The following is a 15,624-nucleotide window of genomic DNA, read 5'->3' on the forward strand; positions in this document are numbered from 1 at the left end:
GGGTTTAATGGGCAAGATCACAGGTTTCCTCGAGATCGAGCGGCACGACCGCAAGTACGAGCCGGTCGCCGAGCGGCTGAAGAACTTCAAGGAATTCGTCGTTCCGCTGAGCGAGAAGGACACGCGCGACCAGGCCGCGCGCTGCATGAATTGCGGCATCCCGTATTGCCACGGCACCGGCTCGACCGCACCCGGCACGCCGGGCTGCCCGGTCAACAACCAGATCCCCGATTTCAACGACCTCGTCTATCAGGGCAACTGGGAAGAAGCCGCGCGCAACCTGCACTCGACCAACAACTTCCCCGAATTCACCGGCCGGATCTGCCCGGCGCCGTGCGAGGCGTCCTGCACGCTCAACATCGACGACAACCCGGTCACCATCAAGACGATCGAATGCGCAATCGTCGACCGCGCCTGGGACAATGGCTGGCTGAAGCCGGAGATCGCTGCCGAGAGGACCGGCAAGAAGGTCGCCGTGATCGGCTCCGGCCCCGCCGGCATGGCGGCGGCCCAGCAGCTCGCGCGCGCCGGCCACGAGGTGCATGTCTACGAGAAGTTCGCCAAGGCCGGCGGCCTGCTGCGCTACGGCATTCCCGACTTCAAGATGGAGAAGGGCGTCATCGACCGCCGCGTGGCGCAGATGGAGGCCGAGGGCGTCACCTTCCACTACGGCAAGGCGGTCGGCGGCTCGACGCCAGGTGCGATTGATCCGCAGGAGCTGGCCAAGCAGTATGACGCGGTGGCGCTGACCGGCGGCGCCGAAGCCCCGCGCGACCTGCCGATCCCGGGCCGCGACCTCGCCGGCATCCACTTCGCGATGGACTTCCTGCCGCAGCAGAACCGCCGCGTCTCCGGCGAGCCGCTGAACGGTGCGGCCGACATCCTCGCGGGCGGCAAGCATGTCGTCGTGATCGGCGGCGGCGACACCGGCTCGGACTGCATCGGCACCTCGTTCCGGCAGGGCGCGAAGTCGGTCACCCAGCTCGAGATCATGCCGGCGCCGCCCGAGCATGAGAACAAGGGCGTGACCTGGCCGAACTGGCCGCTGAAGATGCGGACTTCGTCGAGCCAGGCCGAAGGCGCGGCGCGCGAGTTCGCGGTGCTGACGACCAAGTTCGAAGGCCAGGACGGCAAGGTCACCAAGCTGCATTGCGTCAAGGTCGACGACAAGTTCAAGCCGCTGCCCGGCACCGAGTTCACGCTCGACGCCGAGCTGGTGCTGCTGGCGATGGGCTTCGTGCATCCGGTGCACGAGGGCCTGCTCAAGACGCTGGGCATCGAGCTCGACCAGCGCGGCAACGTCCGCGCCTCCTTGCAGGATTACCAGACCTCACGCGCGAAGATCTTCTCGGCCGGCGACATGCGCCGCGGCCAGTCGCTCGTGGTCTGGGCGATCCGCGAAGGCCGCCAGTGCGCGCGGTCGATCGATATGCTCCTGATGGGGAAGACCGACCTGCCGGGGTGATCGCCCCGGCTCTCGGCGAGCTATCCTCACACCAGAACCGTGATCGCCCGCGAAAGCGGGCGTTCCAGTTTTCGCGGCCCCCTTTTGGGGTGAAGCGGACCAAGCGGAACGCGCTGATCGATCCGCGGTCGCTCTCGCCGTGACGGCAACGGGGCGGCTTCGCCCTACTTCTTCTTCCACGTCTGCGACCGGCAGAACACGCTCATCGCGCAGCCGGTCAGCTCCAGCGTGGAGCCGGCGAGCTTGGCCGTCCCCGAATAGGTCTTGTCGTCCTGCGGGTCCCTGATCGTGCCGGAATATGTCCCATCACCGGCGGGTTTCATCGAACCGATGGTCTTGCCGGCAAACTTCCCGGTCTTCAACGTGATCGTGCCGCCGGAGATGACGGCGGTGTCACCGCGCGCGGTGATCCACGCGCCGTCGATCGAATCGGCATAGGCTGCTCCGGTAGCCATGACCAATGCTGCCGCAGCGAAAATAGATTTGCGCATCGTCCTCATTCCTCCCTACCGGTTTCACTTTTCCGGATCATGCTCTAATTCTGCACCCGCACGCCCAGCATCACCACCGTCGATGCCGAACTCTGCAACGGCTGGTTCGAGTCGAGCCAGTCGCGGCGCACGGTGCCCTTGATCCAGAGGCTGCGGGTCATCTTGTAGATCAGGTCGGCCGACACCGAATAGATCGTGTCGTTGCGGTTGTCGCCCTGATATTCCAGCGTGCCGTAAGTGAACTTGCCGATCGCGGTCAGCCAGCGGCGAAAATCGTGGTCGACCTCGATGGTGTAGGTGCGCGACAGCACGCCCGAGGTGCCGGGCAGCGTGGTCTCGCCGATCTGGGTGTCGGAATAGAATTTGGCCGTGGTCAACGGCGTCGCGGTCCAGGTCAGCGAAGCGGTGGTGAGCAGGCCCTCGAGCCGGTTGAGCCGGGTGTCGGCGTAATCGCGCATCGCGTAACCGATCGAGATCTCGCCGAACAGCATCCGCGTGAACTCGAACGAGGTGCCGACCTTGGCGTAGCCGCCCGATGAATCGCGGGCATAGCCGGCGCGGTCGAGATAGAGATCGTGGACCCGGCTGTCGCCCTGCACCTCGACGAACGGCTTCACGGCCGGATTGAGCTCGTAGCTGACGCGGCCGACACCGCCATATTGGGTGAAGTTGCGGTCGTCGTTCGACGACGAGGTGCCGTCGGTGAGCTTCGACCATTGATAATCGGTGCGGTCGACGGTCGCGCCGAGCGAGACCTGGAGACGGTTGAAATTCTGGTCGATGCCGAAGGTGCCGCCGAGCGTGGTGTAGACCGGGAACTTGGCGAGGCCGGCCTGCACGTTCGGGCTGCCGGGATTGTCGGTCGAGACCAGCAGGCGGGCCTGTGCCGTCAGATGGGTGTCTTTGGAGACGTCGAGACGGCCGTCGATATGGCCGGTGAAACTCGGACGGTCGACGTCGAGCGGCGCCGACAGCGGCGTGCCGTCGGCATTGGGTGACAACCCGGAGCCATAACCGGTGAAGGAGCCGCGCAGATCGGCGACGATGGCGTGACGCTCCCAATCGGACACCGCGAGGAATTCCGGCGCGACCACATAGAGCCCCCTGCCCTGCGGCGAGTTCAGCCGGCCCGGGTTTGAGTCGTAGCCGCCCATCACTTCGACCGCGGTCTTGATCAGGAACGAGCCGGCGTAATCGCCGACCGCGCCGAACGGATCGTCGTCGATCTTGAGGCGCTTGCGCGGCGGCTGGCCGACGATGGTGCCGGCCATCGCCGGCGGCAGCGGCGTCTTGTTGGCGGTGGTCGATGGTGGAATCGACAGGCGCAGGTCGCCAGTCGGCGTCACCGGCGGCGGCGTGGGCGCAGGCGAACCTGGCCCCGGCGGCGGCTTCGGCTTGGCCTGGCCGGGATAATATTTCGGCTTCTGGCGCTTGCGGTTGAGCGAGTCATAGCCCGACGTCGCGGCGCCGTTCGCGGCCGGCAATCCGTAGGTCGGGATCTGTCCGACGCGCTCCGACGTCGTCGACGGCGAGGCCCGCCGGCTTGGATCGGGATCCGGCAGCTTCAGGCCGTTGAGCGGATCCATGGCGTCGGCCGGGGTCCGGCGCAGCGGCGAATCCGGCGTAACCACCTGGCTCTGGCGGTTCGGGCTGAACAGGTCGGGCGTCACGGTCTGGGCCCGGGCGAGCCCCGAGGCCGCAGTGAGCGCCAGAACAATCAGCAAAGGACATGGCAAAGCCACGCGGATGAGGCATCCGCGCCGATCTGGGCCGTTTGCTGGCCGCCGCAACACGATGGAAATACTCCAACGAATCCATGCACTTGACACACGTACCCCGCCAGGCGGCGGAAAACGTCGTTAATGGAGTTAAAACAATTATGGTTAATGGGCCGTTGAGGATCGGCGGCCGCGCGTCGCATCGCGGAATCGAACGTGCTAAGGGAGACGCCCGGGTGCATAACCCCTCCCCTGGAATCCGAAATGGCCAAACCGAAACCGCTGATGACCAAATCATCCGGCCCCGATGACGGCGCCGTCCAGTCGGCGCTCCGCACCCTCGATGCCGAAGCGAGCGGCGTCGCGGCCCTCTCGGCGGCCCTCAAGTCCGACCTCGGCACAGCGTTCGTGGCGGCGGCCGAGCTGATCCGCAAGGCCAAGGGCCGGCTGATCGTCACCGGCCTCGGCAAATCAGGCCATATCGGGCGCAAGATCGCGGCGACCTTCGCCTCGACCGGCACGCCGGCGTTCTTCGTGCACACCGCCGAAGCGAGCCACGGCGACCTCGGCATGATCACCGCCGACGATGCGATCATGGCGCTGTCATGGTCCGGTGAGCAGCCGGAGATGCGCAACCTGATCGCCTATGCGGCGCGCTTCGGCATTCCGCTGATCGCAATGACGGCCGACAAGGATTCGACGCTCAGCAAGGCCGCCGACGTGCAGCTGACGCTGCCGAAGGCCCGCGAGGCCTGCCCGCACAATCTGGCGCCGACCACGTCCTCGCTGATGATGCTGGCACTCGGCGATGCCTTGGCGATCGCGCTGCTCGAGGGCCGCGGCTTCACCTCGACTGATTTCAGCGTGCTGCATCCGGGCGGCAAGCTCGGCGCGCTGCTGAAATATGCCCGCGACCTGATGCACACCGGCGACGCCGTGCCGCTGAAGCCGCTCGGCACCAAGATGTCGGACGCGCTGGTCGAGATGACCTCGAAGGGATTTGCCTGCGTCGGGATCACCGACCGCAATGGCGATCTCGTCGGCATCGTCACCGATGGCGACGTTCGTCGGCATATGCACCCGAACCTCCTGGCGCAATCGGTCGACGAGGTCATGACCAGGCCGCCGAAGACGATCGGCCGCGACACCCTCGCCGGCGAGGCGCTGGAGCTGCTCAACAAGCTGAAGATCATCACGCTGATCGTGACCGAAGGAAAGAAGCCGGTCGGCATCATCCATCTGCACGATCTGCTGCGCGCCGGCGTGGCTTAGCAAACGCAGTCCGTGGGGTGGGTTAGCGAAGCGTAACCCACCACCTTTGTCGCCGCGAAAATGGTGGGTTACGCCTTCGGCTAACCCACCCTACGCATCTCACTTCGGAAACCGCGCCGCGGTCGCCTCCAGCGGCAGCGCCAGCGCGTTGGCGAGGTAGGAGACCGTGCGGTAGAAGCCGCACAGCAGGATGATCTCCAGCACCTGATCGTCGTCATAATGCGCCGACAGCGCGGCGAATTCGGCGTCGTCCAGCGTCGCGCGCGCATGCAGCGCATCGACCGCCGCGATCAGCACCTGTTCCACCGGCGACCAGCACTCGGCATTGGCGTTGCCGTGCACGGTGGCGTGGACCTGCTCTTCCGACAGTTTGGCGGCGGCGCCGAACGCCGTGACATGGACGCCCCATTCATACTCGCAGGAATTGAGCGCGCAGGTGCGGTCGATCACGATCTCCCGTTCCCGCAACGACAGCGGCCCGCGATCGAGCAGGCTGGCGCCGCGGAATTTCTCCCAGGCTCGCGGATGGCCGGCCATCATCCGGAACAGCACCAGCGGCGGCTTGCCGCGCATGATGCGGTCGAAATGCTGTTGAACGTCCGACGCATAGGGCGGATCGAGCGGCGCGATACGTGACATGCGGCGACCCTCTTGCTACATTTAGTGTAGCGCGACGCTACAATATCTGTAGCGAACTATGCAAGAGAGATTCGAGGAGGATTGATGCGATGGCGAAGCAGGCTCCAGCCGCCAAACCCGGCGTCCGCGGTTCACGAACCGGCCGCCCGATCATGGCGCTGCTCGATCTGCTGGGACGGCGCTGGACCCTGCGCATCCTCTGGGAGCTGCGCGATGGCGCGCTGACCTCCCGCGCGCTGCGCACCGCCTGCGACGAGGCCTCGCCGACGATCCTGCAGACGCGATTGACCGAGCTGCGCGAAGCAGGCTTCGTCGAACTGGCAGAAGATGGCTACGGCTTGACCGCACTCGGCCGCGAGCTAATTGCGACCTTTGCGCCGCTCAATCGCTTTGCCGAGCGCTGGAGCAAGCAGGGAGGAAGCCAGACCTCGGCAACCGCCGGTGCGTAGCCCGCATGAGCGGAGCGATATGCGGGACCGGTTTCCCCGGGTATCGCTACGCTCACCCGGGCTACGGATTATTGGAGCAAGCGGAGCGACGACTAGACTGCCGCAACAGTCAGGCTGGCGCCATCGGCGCGGACCACCTTCACGCGGCTGCCGGCCGGCGTATCAGGACCGGCGACCCGCCAGATCGTGTCGTCGATCCGCACCGTGCCCGAGCCGTCGACGATCGGCTTCTCCAGCGTGAACTCACGGCCGATCAGGGCCTCGTTGCGGCGGTTGAGGAACGGGTTGGTCTTGCTCGCCGGCGTCGCGCCCCGGGCGAAATGCCGCCACGCCGGCACCGCGAGCGCGGCGAACACGGCGAACACGGCGAACATCAGGAGCTGGGCCTGCCAGGACGGCGTGAACGCGAATGACAGCAGCCCGACCAGCAGCGCCGCGAGCCCGAGCCAGAACAGGAAGACGCCGGGCGCCGCGAGCTCCAGCGCCATCAGGATGAAACCGAAGATCAGCCAGTTCCAGGTCCCCAGTGTCGAAAACATCTCGGCCATGACACGACCTTTCTCGTTGCAGGCGTGACGCCGCCCTTACCGCTGCGGCGGCACCGGTGGCGGCGGGGTCGGGCCCGCGGGCGGCACCGAGCCGCCGCGCCGTGCGGCGGCGGTCGCCGACGCCGCGCTCTCGCCGAAGGTGGCGCGGGCGATCTCGCCGATGCCGGCCAGCGAGCCCAGCACGCTCGAAGTCTCGATCGGCAGCATCAGCACCTTCTGGTTCGGCGATTCGGCGAGCTGGCCGAACGCCTTGATGTATTTGTCGGCGATGAAGTAGTTCAGCGCGGCGACGTCGCCCTTGGCGATCGATTCCGACACCATCTGGGTCGCCTTGGCCTCGGCCTCGGCAAGCCGCTCGCGCGCCTCGGCGTCGCGGAAGGCGGCTTCGCGGCGGCCCTCGGCCTGCAGGATCTGGCCCTGCTTGGCACCCTCGGCGCGCAGGATCTCGGACTGCCGCTGGCCCTCGGCCTGCAAGATGTCGGCACGCTTGACGCGCTCGGCCTTCATCTGCCGGCCCATCGCCTCGACGAGGTCGGCCGGCGGCACGATGTCCTTGATCTCGATCCGGTTGACCTTGACGCCCCATGGCGACACCGCGGCGTCGACCACGCGCAGCAGCCGCTCGTTGATCTCGTCACGATGCGACAGCACCTGGTCGAGATCCATCGAGCCCATCACCGAGCGGATGTTGGTCATGGTCAGCACGGTGATCGCCTGATTGAGATTGGCGACCTCGTAGCTCGCCTTTGCGGCGTCGAACACCTGGTAGAACGCGACACCGTCGACCGTCACGGTGGCGTTGTCCTTGGTGATCACCTCCTGCTCGGGGATGTTGATCACCTGCTCCATCATGTTGATCTTGCGCCCGATGCGATCGAAATAGGGCACGATCAGATTGAGGCCGGGCGACAGCGTGCGGGTGTATTTGCCGAACCGCTCGATGGTCCAGTCATAGCCCTGTGGAACGGTCTTGATCCCGGCGAACAGCGTGACGATGACGAGAAGAACAAACGCGATCGCGAAAATATCGAAGCCAGTCATAAGGTCCTCCAGGGCCGGCGAGACCGTCGCCGGGCGCGGTCGTCCATAAGTCGGCAGGAGCGCTGCGCCGGTTCAGCCGGCCGTTCTTCTATCTATCACATAGGAATGGATTGTGCGGCTGCCAGATGCATGAAGGCTGAACCGATGGCGCTGTCCGGTGTCACGGATCGTTAACAAAGCGCTCCAGCCTCGCTAGATCCAGCCCTGAAGTTCGCGCAGCACGAGCTGGCGGATCACGTCCATGCCGCCGTCGCTGTCGTTGAGGCAGGGGATCGCCGCAAACTGCTCGCCGCCATTGTGCCGGAAGATTTCGGCATTCTCCTGTGCGATCTCCTCCAACGTTTCGAGGCAATCGGCGGAGAAGCCGGGCGTGACCACGGCAATTCGCCGCACGCCATCCTTTGCCAGTTTCTCGACCGTCTTGTCGGTGTAAGGCTGCAGCCACTCGGCATTGCCGAAGCGCGACTGGAAGGTGAGAAGCAACCGTGAGGCATCGAGCCCGAGCCGCTTGCGCAGCGCGTTGGTGGTGGCGATGCAGTGCGCCTGATAGGGATCGCCCTTGTCGACATAGGCCTTCGGCATGCCGTGGAACGAGGCGACGATGATCTCGGGCTGGAACGGCAGCGTCGCGAGATGCCCGTTGATCGAGACCGCGAGCGCCTCGATGTAATCGGGGTCGTCGTAATACGGCGGCGTCACCCGCAGGATCGGCTGCGCGCGCATGCCGGCCAGCACGCGAAACGCCTCGTCGCAGACGGTGGCCGAGGTCGCCGCGGAATACTGCGGATACAGCGGCACCACCAGCAGCCGGCCGCAGCCTTGCGCCGCCAGCGCCGCGATTCGTTCCTTGATCGAGGGATTGCCGTAGCGCATCGCCCAGTCGACCACGACATGGTCGTGGTCGGAAATCGCCTCCGCCAGCTTGTCGGCCTGCGAGCGCGTGATGGTCTTCAGCGGCGACTCGTTGTTGGCGGTATTCCAGATCTTGAGGTAGTCGCGCGCCTTCCGCGCCGGGCGGACCCGCAGGATGATGCCATTGAGGATCAGCTTCCAGAGCAGGCCCTGGTCCTCGATCACCCGCGGATCGGACAGGAATTCCCGCAAGTAGACCCGCACGCCGGCGGCATCGGCGGTATCCGGTGTGCCGAGATTGACCAGCAGCACGCCGACCCGTTCCGGCTTCGGCGCTGCGGCCGGCTTCGCGCTCTCGAAGGGGATCACCGTGCTCATGATGGCCTTGCGCCTGACGTCCTTCGCTTGGGAGCTTTGGGCTTCGCGCGTTGCTCCAACCTTGTCAAGCCGAGCGCGGGTTGGCTACCTTCCGCTCCGTGAATGGGGGGAACCATGACGATCGCCGAATGGTGCGTCTTCGGGACGCTGATGCTCTCGCTCCTGACCATCGTGTCGGTGAAATGGACCAGCTTTCGCAGCTTCGACAATGCGAAGCCGCGCGACCCGGACTTCTACGACGACCCGATCCGCTCGCGGGCGCTCGGCGCCCACCAGAACGGCATCGAGACCTTTCCGTTCTTCGCCTTCGCCGTGCTGCTGGCCGAATTCCGCGTCGGCCCGCTGCGGCTGATCGACGAGCTCGCCGTGCTGTTCCTGATCGTCCGGATCGCCTACGTCTTCACTTACGTCGGCAATCGCCCGACGCTGCGCTCGATCCTGTGGAGCATCGGCTTCGCGATCAACATCGCGATCTTCTTCCTGCCGGCGATCAGGGGATATCTGACGAGCTGAGTTGCCTCTCTGCCCGGCTCCGTTCTCACGTGAGGTGAGTACGCCGGTCAAGCTCCCTCTCCCGCAAGGGGAGAGGGAACCCTCGCAGCGATGCGTGCCTCACTCAAGAGACCTCTTCCCACAAGCGGAGCCGAGGTGACTTTAAAGGCACGTCGCCCGTTCGGCTGCGACATAGCCGAACAGCAGCCCGAGCCCGAACAGCAGCACCAGCGCGGCGGCGGCGAATTCGAGGCCGCGCATGATCAGCATGCCGCCGCCGTCGCGCGCCGCGCTGAGCCGCTCGGCCATGCCACGCGCCGAGACCGCGACCAGCGCGATCGCGGCCACCGTGATGGCGGTGCCCAGACCCATCGCGAAGGTCGCGGCAATGCCGGCCCAGAACAGCCCCTGCGCCAGCGCGAATACCAGCACCAGGATTGCGCCCGAGCACGGCCGGATCCCGACGGTGAGGATCGCGCTCAGACCACGCCGCCAGCCGCCGGGACCGGCAAGCTCGGCCGGCGTCGGCCCGTGCGAATGGCCGCAATGTTCGTCATGAACGTGACCCGCGTCATGACCATGATCGTGGCCATGATGATCATGGTGGTGATGGTCGTGGTCGTCATGGGCGTGACGATGATGGTGATCATGGCCATGGTCGGGGTGCGCATGATCGTGATGGTCGTGCCGATGCGCACCGGCCAGCGCCAGCGCCGGGCGCGGCACCTGCAACGCGCGCAGGAAGCCGCCGCCCTTGACCCAGACCAGCCGGGCGCCGAACGCTGCGATCAGTGCGTAGCTGGCGATCTCGATCGCCTTCTCCGCCCCGCACATCGTCTTCGCGGTCGCGTTGAGCAGCCAGGCGCAGACCCCGACGATGGCGATGGCGACCAGCGACTGCATCAGCGCCGAGGCGAACGACAGCACGATGCCGCGTCGCGCGGTCTCGCGATTGGCGACCATATAGGACGAGATCACCGCCTTGCCGTGGCCGGGACCTGCGGCGTGGAAAATCCCGTAGGCAAACGAGATCGCAAGCAGCGTCCAGACCGCCGAACCATCGGACTTCGCGGCGCGGATGGTCGCCGACATCTCGCGATAGAATTCCGACTGTTTTGCCAACAGCCAGCCGACGATCCCGCCCTGCGGCTCCGCCGCGCGCGGCGCGCCGAATGGATTCTGCGCCAGCAGCGCATGCACCGCGCCATCGAGCAGCGCGAACGCCGCCAGCACGGCGGCGCCGAGGGCGAAGCCGCGCATCAGGCGGGGGACGATCGGCGTCATGGGCAATCCACCGTGATCTTGTTGGCGAACATCATGCCGAAATTGGCGTTGGCGCCGTCGAGGAAGTTCTGCTCGCCGAGCTTCTGCGCCGCGGCGGAGCCGTCGTTCGGCCGCTGGAACTGCATCTTGCAGTCGGCCGCGGCGCCGATCAGCTTGACCGGCTCCTTCTCGGCGAACTGGAAGTCGATGAAGTAGGTCGGATCGAACACTTCGAGCGAGAGCTGCCTGGCCTTGAACGGCGTCTTCACCGGCAGGGTGAAGTGCAGCGTCAGCGCCGAGTCCTTGTATTCGAGGAAGTAGTCGACCGGCTCGGTGAATTTCTGCTTCTTGCCGTCGCCCTTGGCGAAGGTGAAGTAGGCGTATTCCTTCAGCGACTCGACATTGGTCTGGGCCAGCGGCGCCAGTTCCTCACGGCTGTAGGCGCCCTTCACCTTGGTCTCGATGCCCTGCAACGCATAGGTCGAGAACATGTCGTCGAAGGTCCAGGCATGGCGGACCCCGGTGATGGTGCCGTCGGGCGCGTAGATCAGCTCGCTCCTGGCGGTGATCCAGACATGCGGATGCGCCTCGGCCGCCGCCGTGCCGAGCACGACGGATGCCGCAAGCACGAGCCAGGCGATCGGCCGGCTGAGGGACGACCTCACGTTCAAGCTGCCTCTGGTGTCTCGAGCAGGCCGCGACGGCGCAGCAGCGCATCCGGCTCCGGCACGCGGCCACGGAACGCGACATAGGCCTCTTCCGGATCGCGCGAGCCGCCCGACGAATAGATGTCGTCAAGCAGCCGCTTGGCGGTCGCCGGATCGAAGATGTCGCCGGCCTCCTCGAAAGCGCCGAAGGCATCCGCGTCCATCACCTCCGACCACATGTAGCTGTAATAGCCGGACGCATAATGGTCGCCGGAGAAGATATGGCCGAACTGGGTCGGCCGGTGCCGCAGCGAGATTTCCGCGGGCATGCCGATCTTCTCCAGTTCCTTCTGTTCGAAGGCACGGACGTCGCGGCTCGCCGCCGCCGGCTGGGTATGGAACTCAAGGTCGACCAGCGCCGAGGAGACGAACTCCACGGTGGCGAAGCCCTGGTTGAACTTGCGGGCGGCGAGGAAGCGCTTCAGCAGGTCGTCGGGCAGTGGCTCGCCGGTCTGGTAGTGGCGGGCGAAGCGCTGCAACACCTCGGGCCGTTCCTGCCAGTGCTCGTAAAGCTGCGAGGGCAGCTCGACGAAGTCGGTGAACACGGATGTGCCCGACAGCGACGGATAGGTCACGTCCGAGAGCATGCCGTGCAAGCCATGGCCGAACTCGTGGAACAGGGTCCGGGCATCGTCCGGCGACAGCAGCGACGGCGCGCCGTCGGCGCCCTTGGCGAAGTTGCAAACATTGATGACCAGCGGGGCCACGTCGCCATCGAGCCTCTGCTGGTCGCGCAGCGAGGTCATCCAGGCGCCGGAGCGCTTCGAGGGCCGCGCGAAGTAGTCGCCATAGAACAGCGCCTTGTGCTGGCCATCGCGGCCCTTGACCTCCCAGACCCGGACGTCCGGGTGCCAGACCGGGACGTCCTTGCGCTCCGCGAAGGTGACGCCGAACAGGCGGGTGGCGCAGTCGAACGCGGCCTCGATCATATGGTCGAGCACCAGATAGGGCTTGATCGCGGAATCGTCGAAATTGGCTTTGGCCTGCCGCAGCTTCTCGGCGTAGTAGCGCCAGTCCCAGGCCGCCAGAGTGAAATTGCCGCCCTCTTCCGTGATCAGCGCCTGCAGCGCATCACGGTCGGCGAGCGCCCGCGCCCGTGCCGGCTTCCAGACCCGTTCCAGCAGGCCACGCACCGCCTCCGGCGTCTTGGCCATGGAATCCTCCAGCCGATAGGCGGCGTAGGTCGGGAAGCCCAGCAGCTTCGCGGTCTCCTCGCGGAGCGCGAGGATCTCCACGATGGTCGTGTTGTTGTCGTTGGCGTTGCCATTGTCGCCGCGGGCGGTGAAGGCCTTGTAGACCTTCTCGCGCAGGTCGCGCCGCTGTGAGCTCTGAAGGAACGGCTCGACCGAGGAGCGCGACAGCGTCACGATCGCCTTGCCACCCATGCCGCGCTCTTCGGCCGCAGCCTTGGCCGCCGCCACGAATGTGTCGGAGAGGCCGGCGCGGTCGCTCTCGCCGAGCTCCATGAACCATTCCTGCTCGTCGCCGAGCAGATGGTGGCTGAACGAGGTGCCGAGCTGGGCGAGGCGCTCGTTGATCTCGGCCATCCGTACTTTTGCGGCCTCGTCGAGCCCGGCGCCGGAGCGATGGAAGCGGGTATAGGTGCGCTCCAAGAGCCGCATCTGCTCGCCGGTCAGGCCGAGCGAGGCGCGCTTCTCGTGCAGCATGGCGATGCGGCCAAACAGCACAGCGTTCATCATGATGGGATTCCAGTGCCGCGCCATTCTCGGCGACACTTCCTTGTCGATCTCCAGGATCGCCGGGCTCGAATGGGCCGAGACCAGATCGTAGAACACCGCCGAAACCTTCGACAGCAGCTTGCCGGAGCGCTCCAGCGCCGTGATGGTGTTGTCGAAGTCGGGCTGCGCCGGATCATGGGTGATCGCAGCCACTTCCGCCGAATGGTCGGCGAAGGCCTGCTCGAACGCGGGCAGGAAATGCTCCGGCTTGATCTCGGCGAAGGGCGGCGTCTCGAGCGGCGTCTGCCATGCCTTCAGGAGGGGGTTGGCAAGAGCCTGGGCTTGCGCCTCTGCGCTGGTTTCTGACATCGAATGTCCCGTTTTTCGCCTTGAAATTGCGGCCCAATCTATATCACGCGATACGGCATTTTTGGGCCTTTTAAGCTTGATAGATGGGCCCTTTTCGGAGAGATTGCGCCCCCTGAACAGGACCTATTTCATGAGCATGCAGCCCACCGCCTCAGGCAACAGCCGGATCTACTGGCCGAGCGTCATCACCGTGATCTCGGCGGCGATCCTGATCGGCGCGGAAGTGTTCGGCGCGGCGTTCGCCGGCGGCTGGGCGCTCGCGATCCTTTTCGGACTCAACGACGCCGGCGCGCACATCCTGCAAGCCGTGCTGTTCGGCATCGGCGTGCTGATCATGATCGCCTTCATTCGCGGCGCGCAGCGCATCGAACCGTTCACGCGTCGCGCGTGAGTTGGCGCGATTCAAGAAAGCACTGCGGCACAGGGCTAAAACGCACACGCTTCGTTAGTCATTCTTAACGGCCGTTCATCTTCAACACGCGCTGCACGCGAGATCGCAAGCACGCGTTAGGGAAATTTGTCGCTATCGCAAAAAAATTCTTGCGCCGCGAAGTCAAAAGACTTATTTCCTGCCTTGCCCAATTTCGCACGTGCCTGTGGTCGTGTGTCAGTCGGTAGGTATCCGGACAAGAGGCCGGACAGCCGCCAAGGGGTGGAAGAACCGAGGGTCGCTTACGTCCATTTGGACAGTCCATCTGGACACGAGGCGGCCAGCATCTCTCTCCAGAGATGCCTTGTTGAAGGTCTCACCACTCTTTGCAACCGTGACTGGCAGCCGGAGGCGAACCGGCGCACCCCGCTCTCCACGGGGGACGCGACTTAAAGCAACGACGGATCGGGCTTTTTTGGTCTCTACCGGCGGTCCAACGCCGGCGCGGGCTACTGAAAAGGCTTGTCCTTCATTGCCAGGTGAGCGGGCGGGAAACTCTCCCAACCAATCCACGGCAGCACAGTCTGGTTTGAGTCTTTTGGCCTCAACGCGCCTCCATCGCGCGATGTGGCCGGAGCGCTCTCACCCGACGTCACGTTGATGCGGATCCCGTCGCTGGGGCCGTTGGAGAGTGCCATGACTGAACGTATTCAGGAATTCCTGCGCAACCGCCGCCAGGATGGTCTCGACACCGAGCCGTGCCTCGTCGTCGACCTCGAAGTCGTGCGCGACAACTACCAGACCTTCGCGAAGGCGCTGCCGGACAGCCGCGTGTTCTACGCGGTGAAGGCCAACCCTGCGCCCGAAGTGCTGTCGCTGCTGGCTTCGCTCGGCTCCTGCTTCGACACCGCGACCGTCGCGGAGATCGAGATGGCGCTGGCCGCCGGTGCGACGCCGGACCGCATCTCCTTTGGCAACACGATCAAGAAGGAGCGCGACATCGCGCGCGCCTTCGCGCTCGGCATTCGCCTGTTCGCGGTCGATTGCGCCGCCGAGGTCGAGAAGGTCGCCCGCGCCGCGCCCGGCGCCAAGGTGTTCTGCCGCATCCTCTATGACTGCGCCGGCGCCGAGTGGCCGCTGTCGCGCAAGTTCGGCTGCGATCCGGAGATGGCGGTCGACGTGCTCGACCTCGCCAAGCGTCTGGGCCTGGAGCCGTGCGGCATCTCGTTCCATGTCGGCTCGCAGCAGCGCAAGGTGAAGGCGTGGGACCGTGCGCTCGCGATGGCGTCGACCGTGTTCCGTGACTGCGCCGAGCGCGGCATCAACCTGACCATGGTCAACATGGGCGGCGGCTTCCCGACCAAGTATCTCAAGGACGTTCCGCCGGTCCTGCAATATGGCCGGTCGATCTTCCGCGCGCTGCGCAAGCATTTCGGCAACCAGATTCCGGAGACGATCATCGAACCGGGCCGCGGCATGGTCGGCAATGCGGGCGTGATCGAGACCGAGGTGGTGCTGATCTCGCGCAAGAGCGACGAGGACGAGGTTCGCTGGGTCTATCTCGACATCGGCAAGTTCGGCGGTCTCGCCGAGACGATGGACGAGTCGATCCGCTATGCCATCCGCACCCCGCATGACGGGGCGGACATGACGCCGTGCGTGCTCGCGGGCCCGACCTGCGATAGCGCCGACGTGCTCTACGAGAAGCTGCCGTATCCGCTCCCGGTGACGCTCGAGATCGGCGACAAGCTGCTGATCGAAGGCACCGGCGCCTATACGTCGACCTACTCGTCGGTGGCGTTCAACGGCATTCCGCCGCTGAAGACCTACCACATCTGAGCCGCCTCCCGATCGAGGCCTGATGAACCGGGAGCCGGCCCCGCCGGCTCCT

15 protein-coding genes are annotated in these 15,624 nt (G+C 65.6%); 6 read left to right on the forward strand and 9 right to left on the reverse strand.

Going from position 1 to position 15,624, the window contains the following annotated elements:
• Positions 1 to 7: 7 nt before the first annotated feature.
• The gene (locus tag CWS35_RS01125; protein ID WP_100950308.1) at positions 8 to 1,465 is read left to right on the forward strand and encodes a glutamate synthase subunit beta; all 1,458 of its coding nucleotides are present in this window, start codon (positions 8 to 10) and stop codon (positions 1,463 to 1,465) included.
• A 164-nt stretch (positions 1,466 to 1,629) separates the two neighbouring features.
• On the opposite strand, the gene CWS35_RS01130 is transcribed toward CWS35_RS01125, so the two are convergent.
• Both CWS35_RS01130 and CWS35_RS01135 read right to left on the reverse strand, forming a co-directional pair.
• Positions 1,630 to 1,920 (reverse strand): DUF2147 domain-containing protein, encoded by a 291-nt coding sequence (locus CWS35_RS01130; RefSeq protein ID WP_245438830.1) that lies wholly within the window; start codon positions 1,918 to 1,920, stop codon positions 1,630 to 1,632.
• A gap of 80 nt (positions 1,921 to 2,000) precedes the next feature.
• The gene (locus CWS35_RS01135; RefSeq protein WP_371682824.1) at positions 2,001 to 3,680 is read right to left on the reverse strand and encodes an outer membrane beta-barrel protein; all 1,680 of its coding nucleotides are present in this window, start codon (positions 3,678 to 3,680) and stop codon (positions 2,001 to 2,003) included.
• Positions 3,681 to 3,938: 258 nt separating this feature from the next.
• Here CWS35_RS01135 and CWS35_RS01140 point away from each other — a divergent pair, with 258 nt between their 5' ends.
• A complete protein-coding gene (locus CWS35_RS01140; RefSeq protein WP_100950312.1) occupies positions 3,939 to 4,946 on the forward strand; it encodes an SIS domain-containing protein in 1,008 nt (335 codons plus the stop codon).
• Positions 4,947 to 5,045: 99 nt separating this feature from the next.
• Here CWS35_RS01140 and CWS35_RS01145 read toward each other — a convergent pair whose 3' ends face one another.
• Positions 5,046 to 5,585, reverse strand: coding sequence for a carboxymuconolactone decarboxylase family protein (locus CWS35_RS01145; protein ID WP_100950314.1), 540 nt, complete (start codon positions 5,583 to 5,585; stop codon positions 5,046 to 5,048).
• An 89-nt stretch (positions 5,586 to 5,674) separates the two neighbouring features.
• Between CWS35_RS01145 and CWS35_RS01150 the strand changes: the two genes are divergently transcribed.
• Positions 5,675 to 6,034 carry a helix-turn-helix domain-containing protein gene (locus tag CWS35_RS01150; protein WP_100950316.1) on the forward strand — a complete coding sequence of 120 codons (360 nt, stop codon included), beginning with the start codon at positions 5,675 to 5,677 and terminating at the stop codon, positions 6,032 to 6,034.
• Positions 6,035 to 6,126: 92 nt separating this feature from the next.
• Here CWS35_RS01150 and CWS35_RS01155 read toward each other — a convergent pair whose 3' ends face one another.
• The 3 genes from CWS35_RS01155 to hemH form a co-directional block, all read right to left on the reverse strand.
• Positions 6,127 to 6,582 (reverse strand): NfeD family protein, encoded by a 456-nt coding sequence (locus CWS35_RS01155; RefSeq protein ID WP_100950318.1) that lies wholly within the window; start codon positions 6,580 to 6,582, stop codon positions 6,127 to 6,129.
• Between the two features lie 36 nt (positions 6,583 to 6,618).
• The gene (locus CWS35_RS01160; RefSeq protein WP_024584800.1) at positions 6,619 to 7,623 is read right to left on the reverse strand and encodes an SPFH domain-containing protein; all 1,005 of its coding nucleotides are present in this window, start codon (positions 7,621 to 7,623) and stop codon (positions 6,619 to 6,621) included.
• Positions 7,624 to 7,815: 192 nt separating this feature from the next.
• Entirely contained in the window at positions 7,816 to 8,853 is a 1,038-nt protein-coding gene (hemH, locus tag CWS35_RS01165) for a ferrochelatase (protein WP_100950320.1), read from the reverse strand.
• 114 nt (positions 8,854 to 8,967) lie between these two features.
• Here hemH and CWS35_RS01170 point away from each other — a divergent pair, with 114 nt between their 5' ends.
• Positions 8,968 to 9,366, forward strand: coding sequence for an MAPEG family protein (locus tag CWS35_RS01170; RefSeq protein WP_024584798.1), 399 nt, complete (start codon positions 8,968 to 8,970; stop codon positions 9,364 to 9,366).
• Between the two features lie 141 nt (positions 9,367 to 9,507).
• Here CWS35_RS01170 and CWS35_RS01175 read toward each other — a convergent pair whose 3' ends face one another.
• The 3 genes from CWS35_RS01175 to CWS35_RS01185 are packed head-to-tail and all read right to left on the reverse strand — an operon-like array spanning position 9,508 to position 13,363.
• On the reverse strand, positions 9,508 to 10,629 hold the full coding sequence (locus CWS35_RS01175; RefSeq protein ID WP_100950322.1) for a nickel/cobalt transporter: 1,122 nt from the start codon (positions 10,627 to 10,629) through the stop codon (positions 9,508 to 9,510).
• The gene (locus CWS35_RS01180) at positions 10,626 to 11,273 is read right to left on the reverse strand and encodes a DUF1007 family protein (RefSeq protein ID WP_245438832.1); all 648 of its coding nucleotides are present in this window, start codon (positions 11,271 to 11,273) and stop codon (positions 10,626 to 10,628) included. Before CWS35_RS01180 ends, CWS35_RS01175 begins: the two co-directional genes overlap by 4 nt.
• Before the next feature lie 2 nt (positions 11,274 to 11,275).
• The gene (locus CWS35_RS01185; protein ID WP_100950324.1) at positions 11,276 to 13,363 is read right to left on the reverse strand and encodes a M3 family metallopeptidase; all 2,088 of its coding nucleotides are present in this window, start codon (positions 13,361 to 13,363) and stop codon (positions 11,276 to 11,278) included.
• Positions 13,364 to 13,493: 130 nt separating this feature from the next.
• Here CWS35_RS01185 and CWS35_RS01190 point away from each other — a divergent pair, with 130 nt between their 5' ends.
• Both CWS35_RS01190 and CWS35_RS01200 read left to right on the forward strand, forming a co-directional pair.
• Positions 13,494 to 13,754, forward strand: coding sequence for a hypothetical protein (locus CWS35_RS01190; protein ID WP_371682825.1), 261 nt, complete (start codon positions 13,494 to 13,496; stop codon positions 13,752 to 13,754).
• A 675-nt stretch (positions 13,755 to 14,429) separates the two neighbouring features.
• On the forward strand, positions 14,430 to 15,572 hold the full coding sequence (locus tag CWS35_RS01200; RefSeq protein WP_024584793.1) for a type III PLP-dependent enzyme: 1,143 nt from the start codon (positions 14,430 to 14,432) through the stop codon (positions 15,570 to 15,572).
• The last annotated feature ends 52 nt before the right edge of the window (positions 15,573 to 15,624 follow it).

This window comes from Bradyrhizobium sp. SK17, from assembly GCF_002831585.1.
GTDB lineage: Bacteria > Pseudomonadota > Alphaproteobacteria > Rhizobiales > Xanthobacteraceae > Bradyrhizobium.

Bases quoted from the DNA above. Each gene is read 5' to 3' on its own strand.
- CWS35_RS01140 (WP_100950312.1), top strand. From the start codon at position 3,939: ATGGCCAAACCGAAACCGCTGATGACCAAATCATCCGGCCCCGATGAC.
- CWS35_RS01155 (WP_100950318.1), bottom strand. From the start codon at position 6,582: ATGGCCGAGATGTTTTCGACACTGGGGACCTGGAACTGGCTGATCTTC.
- CWS35_RS01130 (WP_245438830.1), bottom strand. From the start codon at position 1,920: ATGGCTACCGGAGCAGCCTATGCCGATTCGATCGACGGCGCGTGGATC.
- CWS35_RS01200 (WP_024584793.1), top strand. From the start codon at position 14,430: ATGACTGAACGTATTCAGGAATTCCTGCGCAACCGCCGCCAGGATGGT.
- CWS35_RS01185 (WP_100950324.1), bottom strand. From the start codon at position 13,363: ATGTCAGAAACCAGCGCAGAGGCGCAAGCCCAGGCTCTTGCCAACCCC.
- CWS35_RS01150 (WP_100950316.1), top strand. From the start codon at position 5,675: ATGGCGAAGCAGGCTCCAGCCGCCAAACCCGGCGTCCGCGGTTCACGA.
- CWS35_RS01125 (WP_100950308.1), top strand. From the start codon at position 8: ATGGGCAAGATCACAGGTTTCCTCGAGATCGAGCGGCACGACCGCAAG.
- CWS35_RS01190 (WP_371682825.1), top strand. From the start codon at position 13,494: ATGAGCATGCAGCCCACCGCCTCAGGCAACAGCCGGATCTACTGGCCG.
- CWS35_RS01170 (WP_024584798.1), top strand. From the start codon at position 8,968: ATGACGATCGCCGAATGGTGCGTCTTCGGGACGCTGATGCTCTCGCTC.
- hemH (WP_100950320.1), bottom strand. From the start codon at position 8,853: ATGAGCACGGTGATCCCCTTCGAGAGCGCGAAGCCGGCCGCAGCGCCG.
- CWS35_RS01145 (WP_100950314.1), bottom strand. From the start codon at position 5,585: ATGTCACGTATCGCGCCGCTCGATCCGCCCTATGCGTCGGACGTTCAA.
- CWS35_RS01160 (WP_024584800.1), bottom strand. From the start codon at position 7,623: ATGACTGGCTTCGATATTTTCGCGATCGCGTTTGTTCTTCTCGTCATC.
- CWS35_RS01175 (WP_100950322.1), bottom strand. From the start codon at position 10,629: ATGACGCCGATCGTCCCCCGCCTGATGCGCGGCTTCGCCCTCGGCGCC.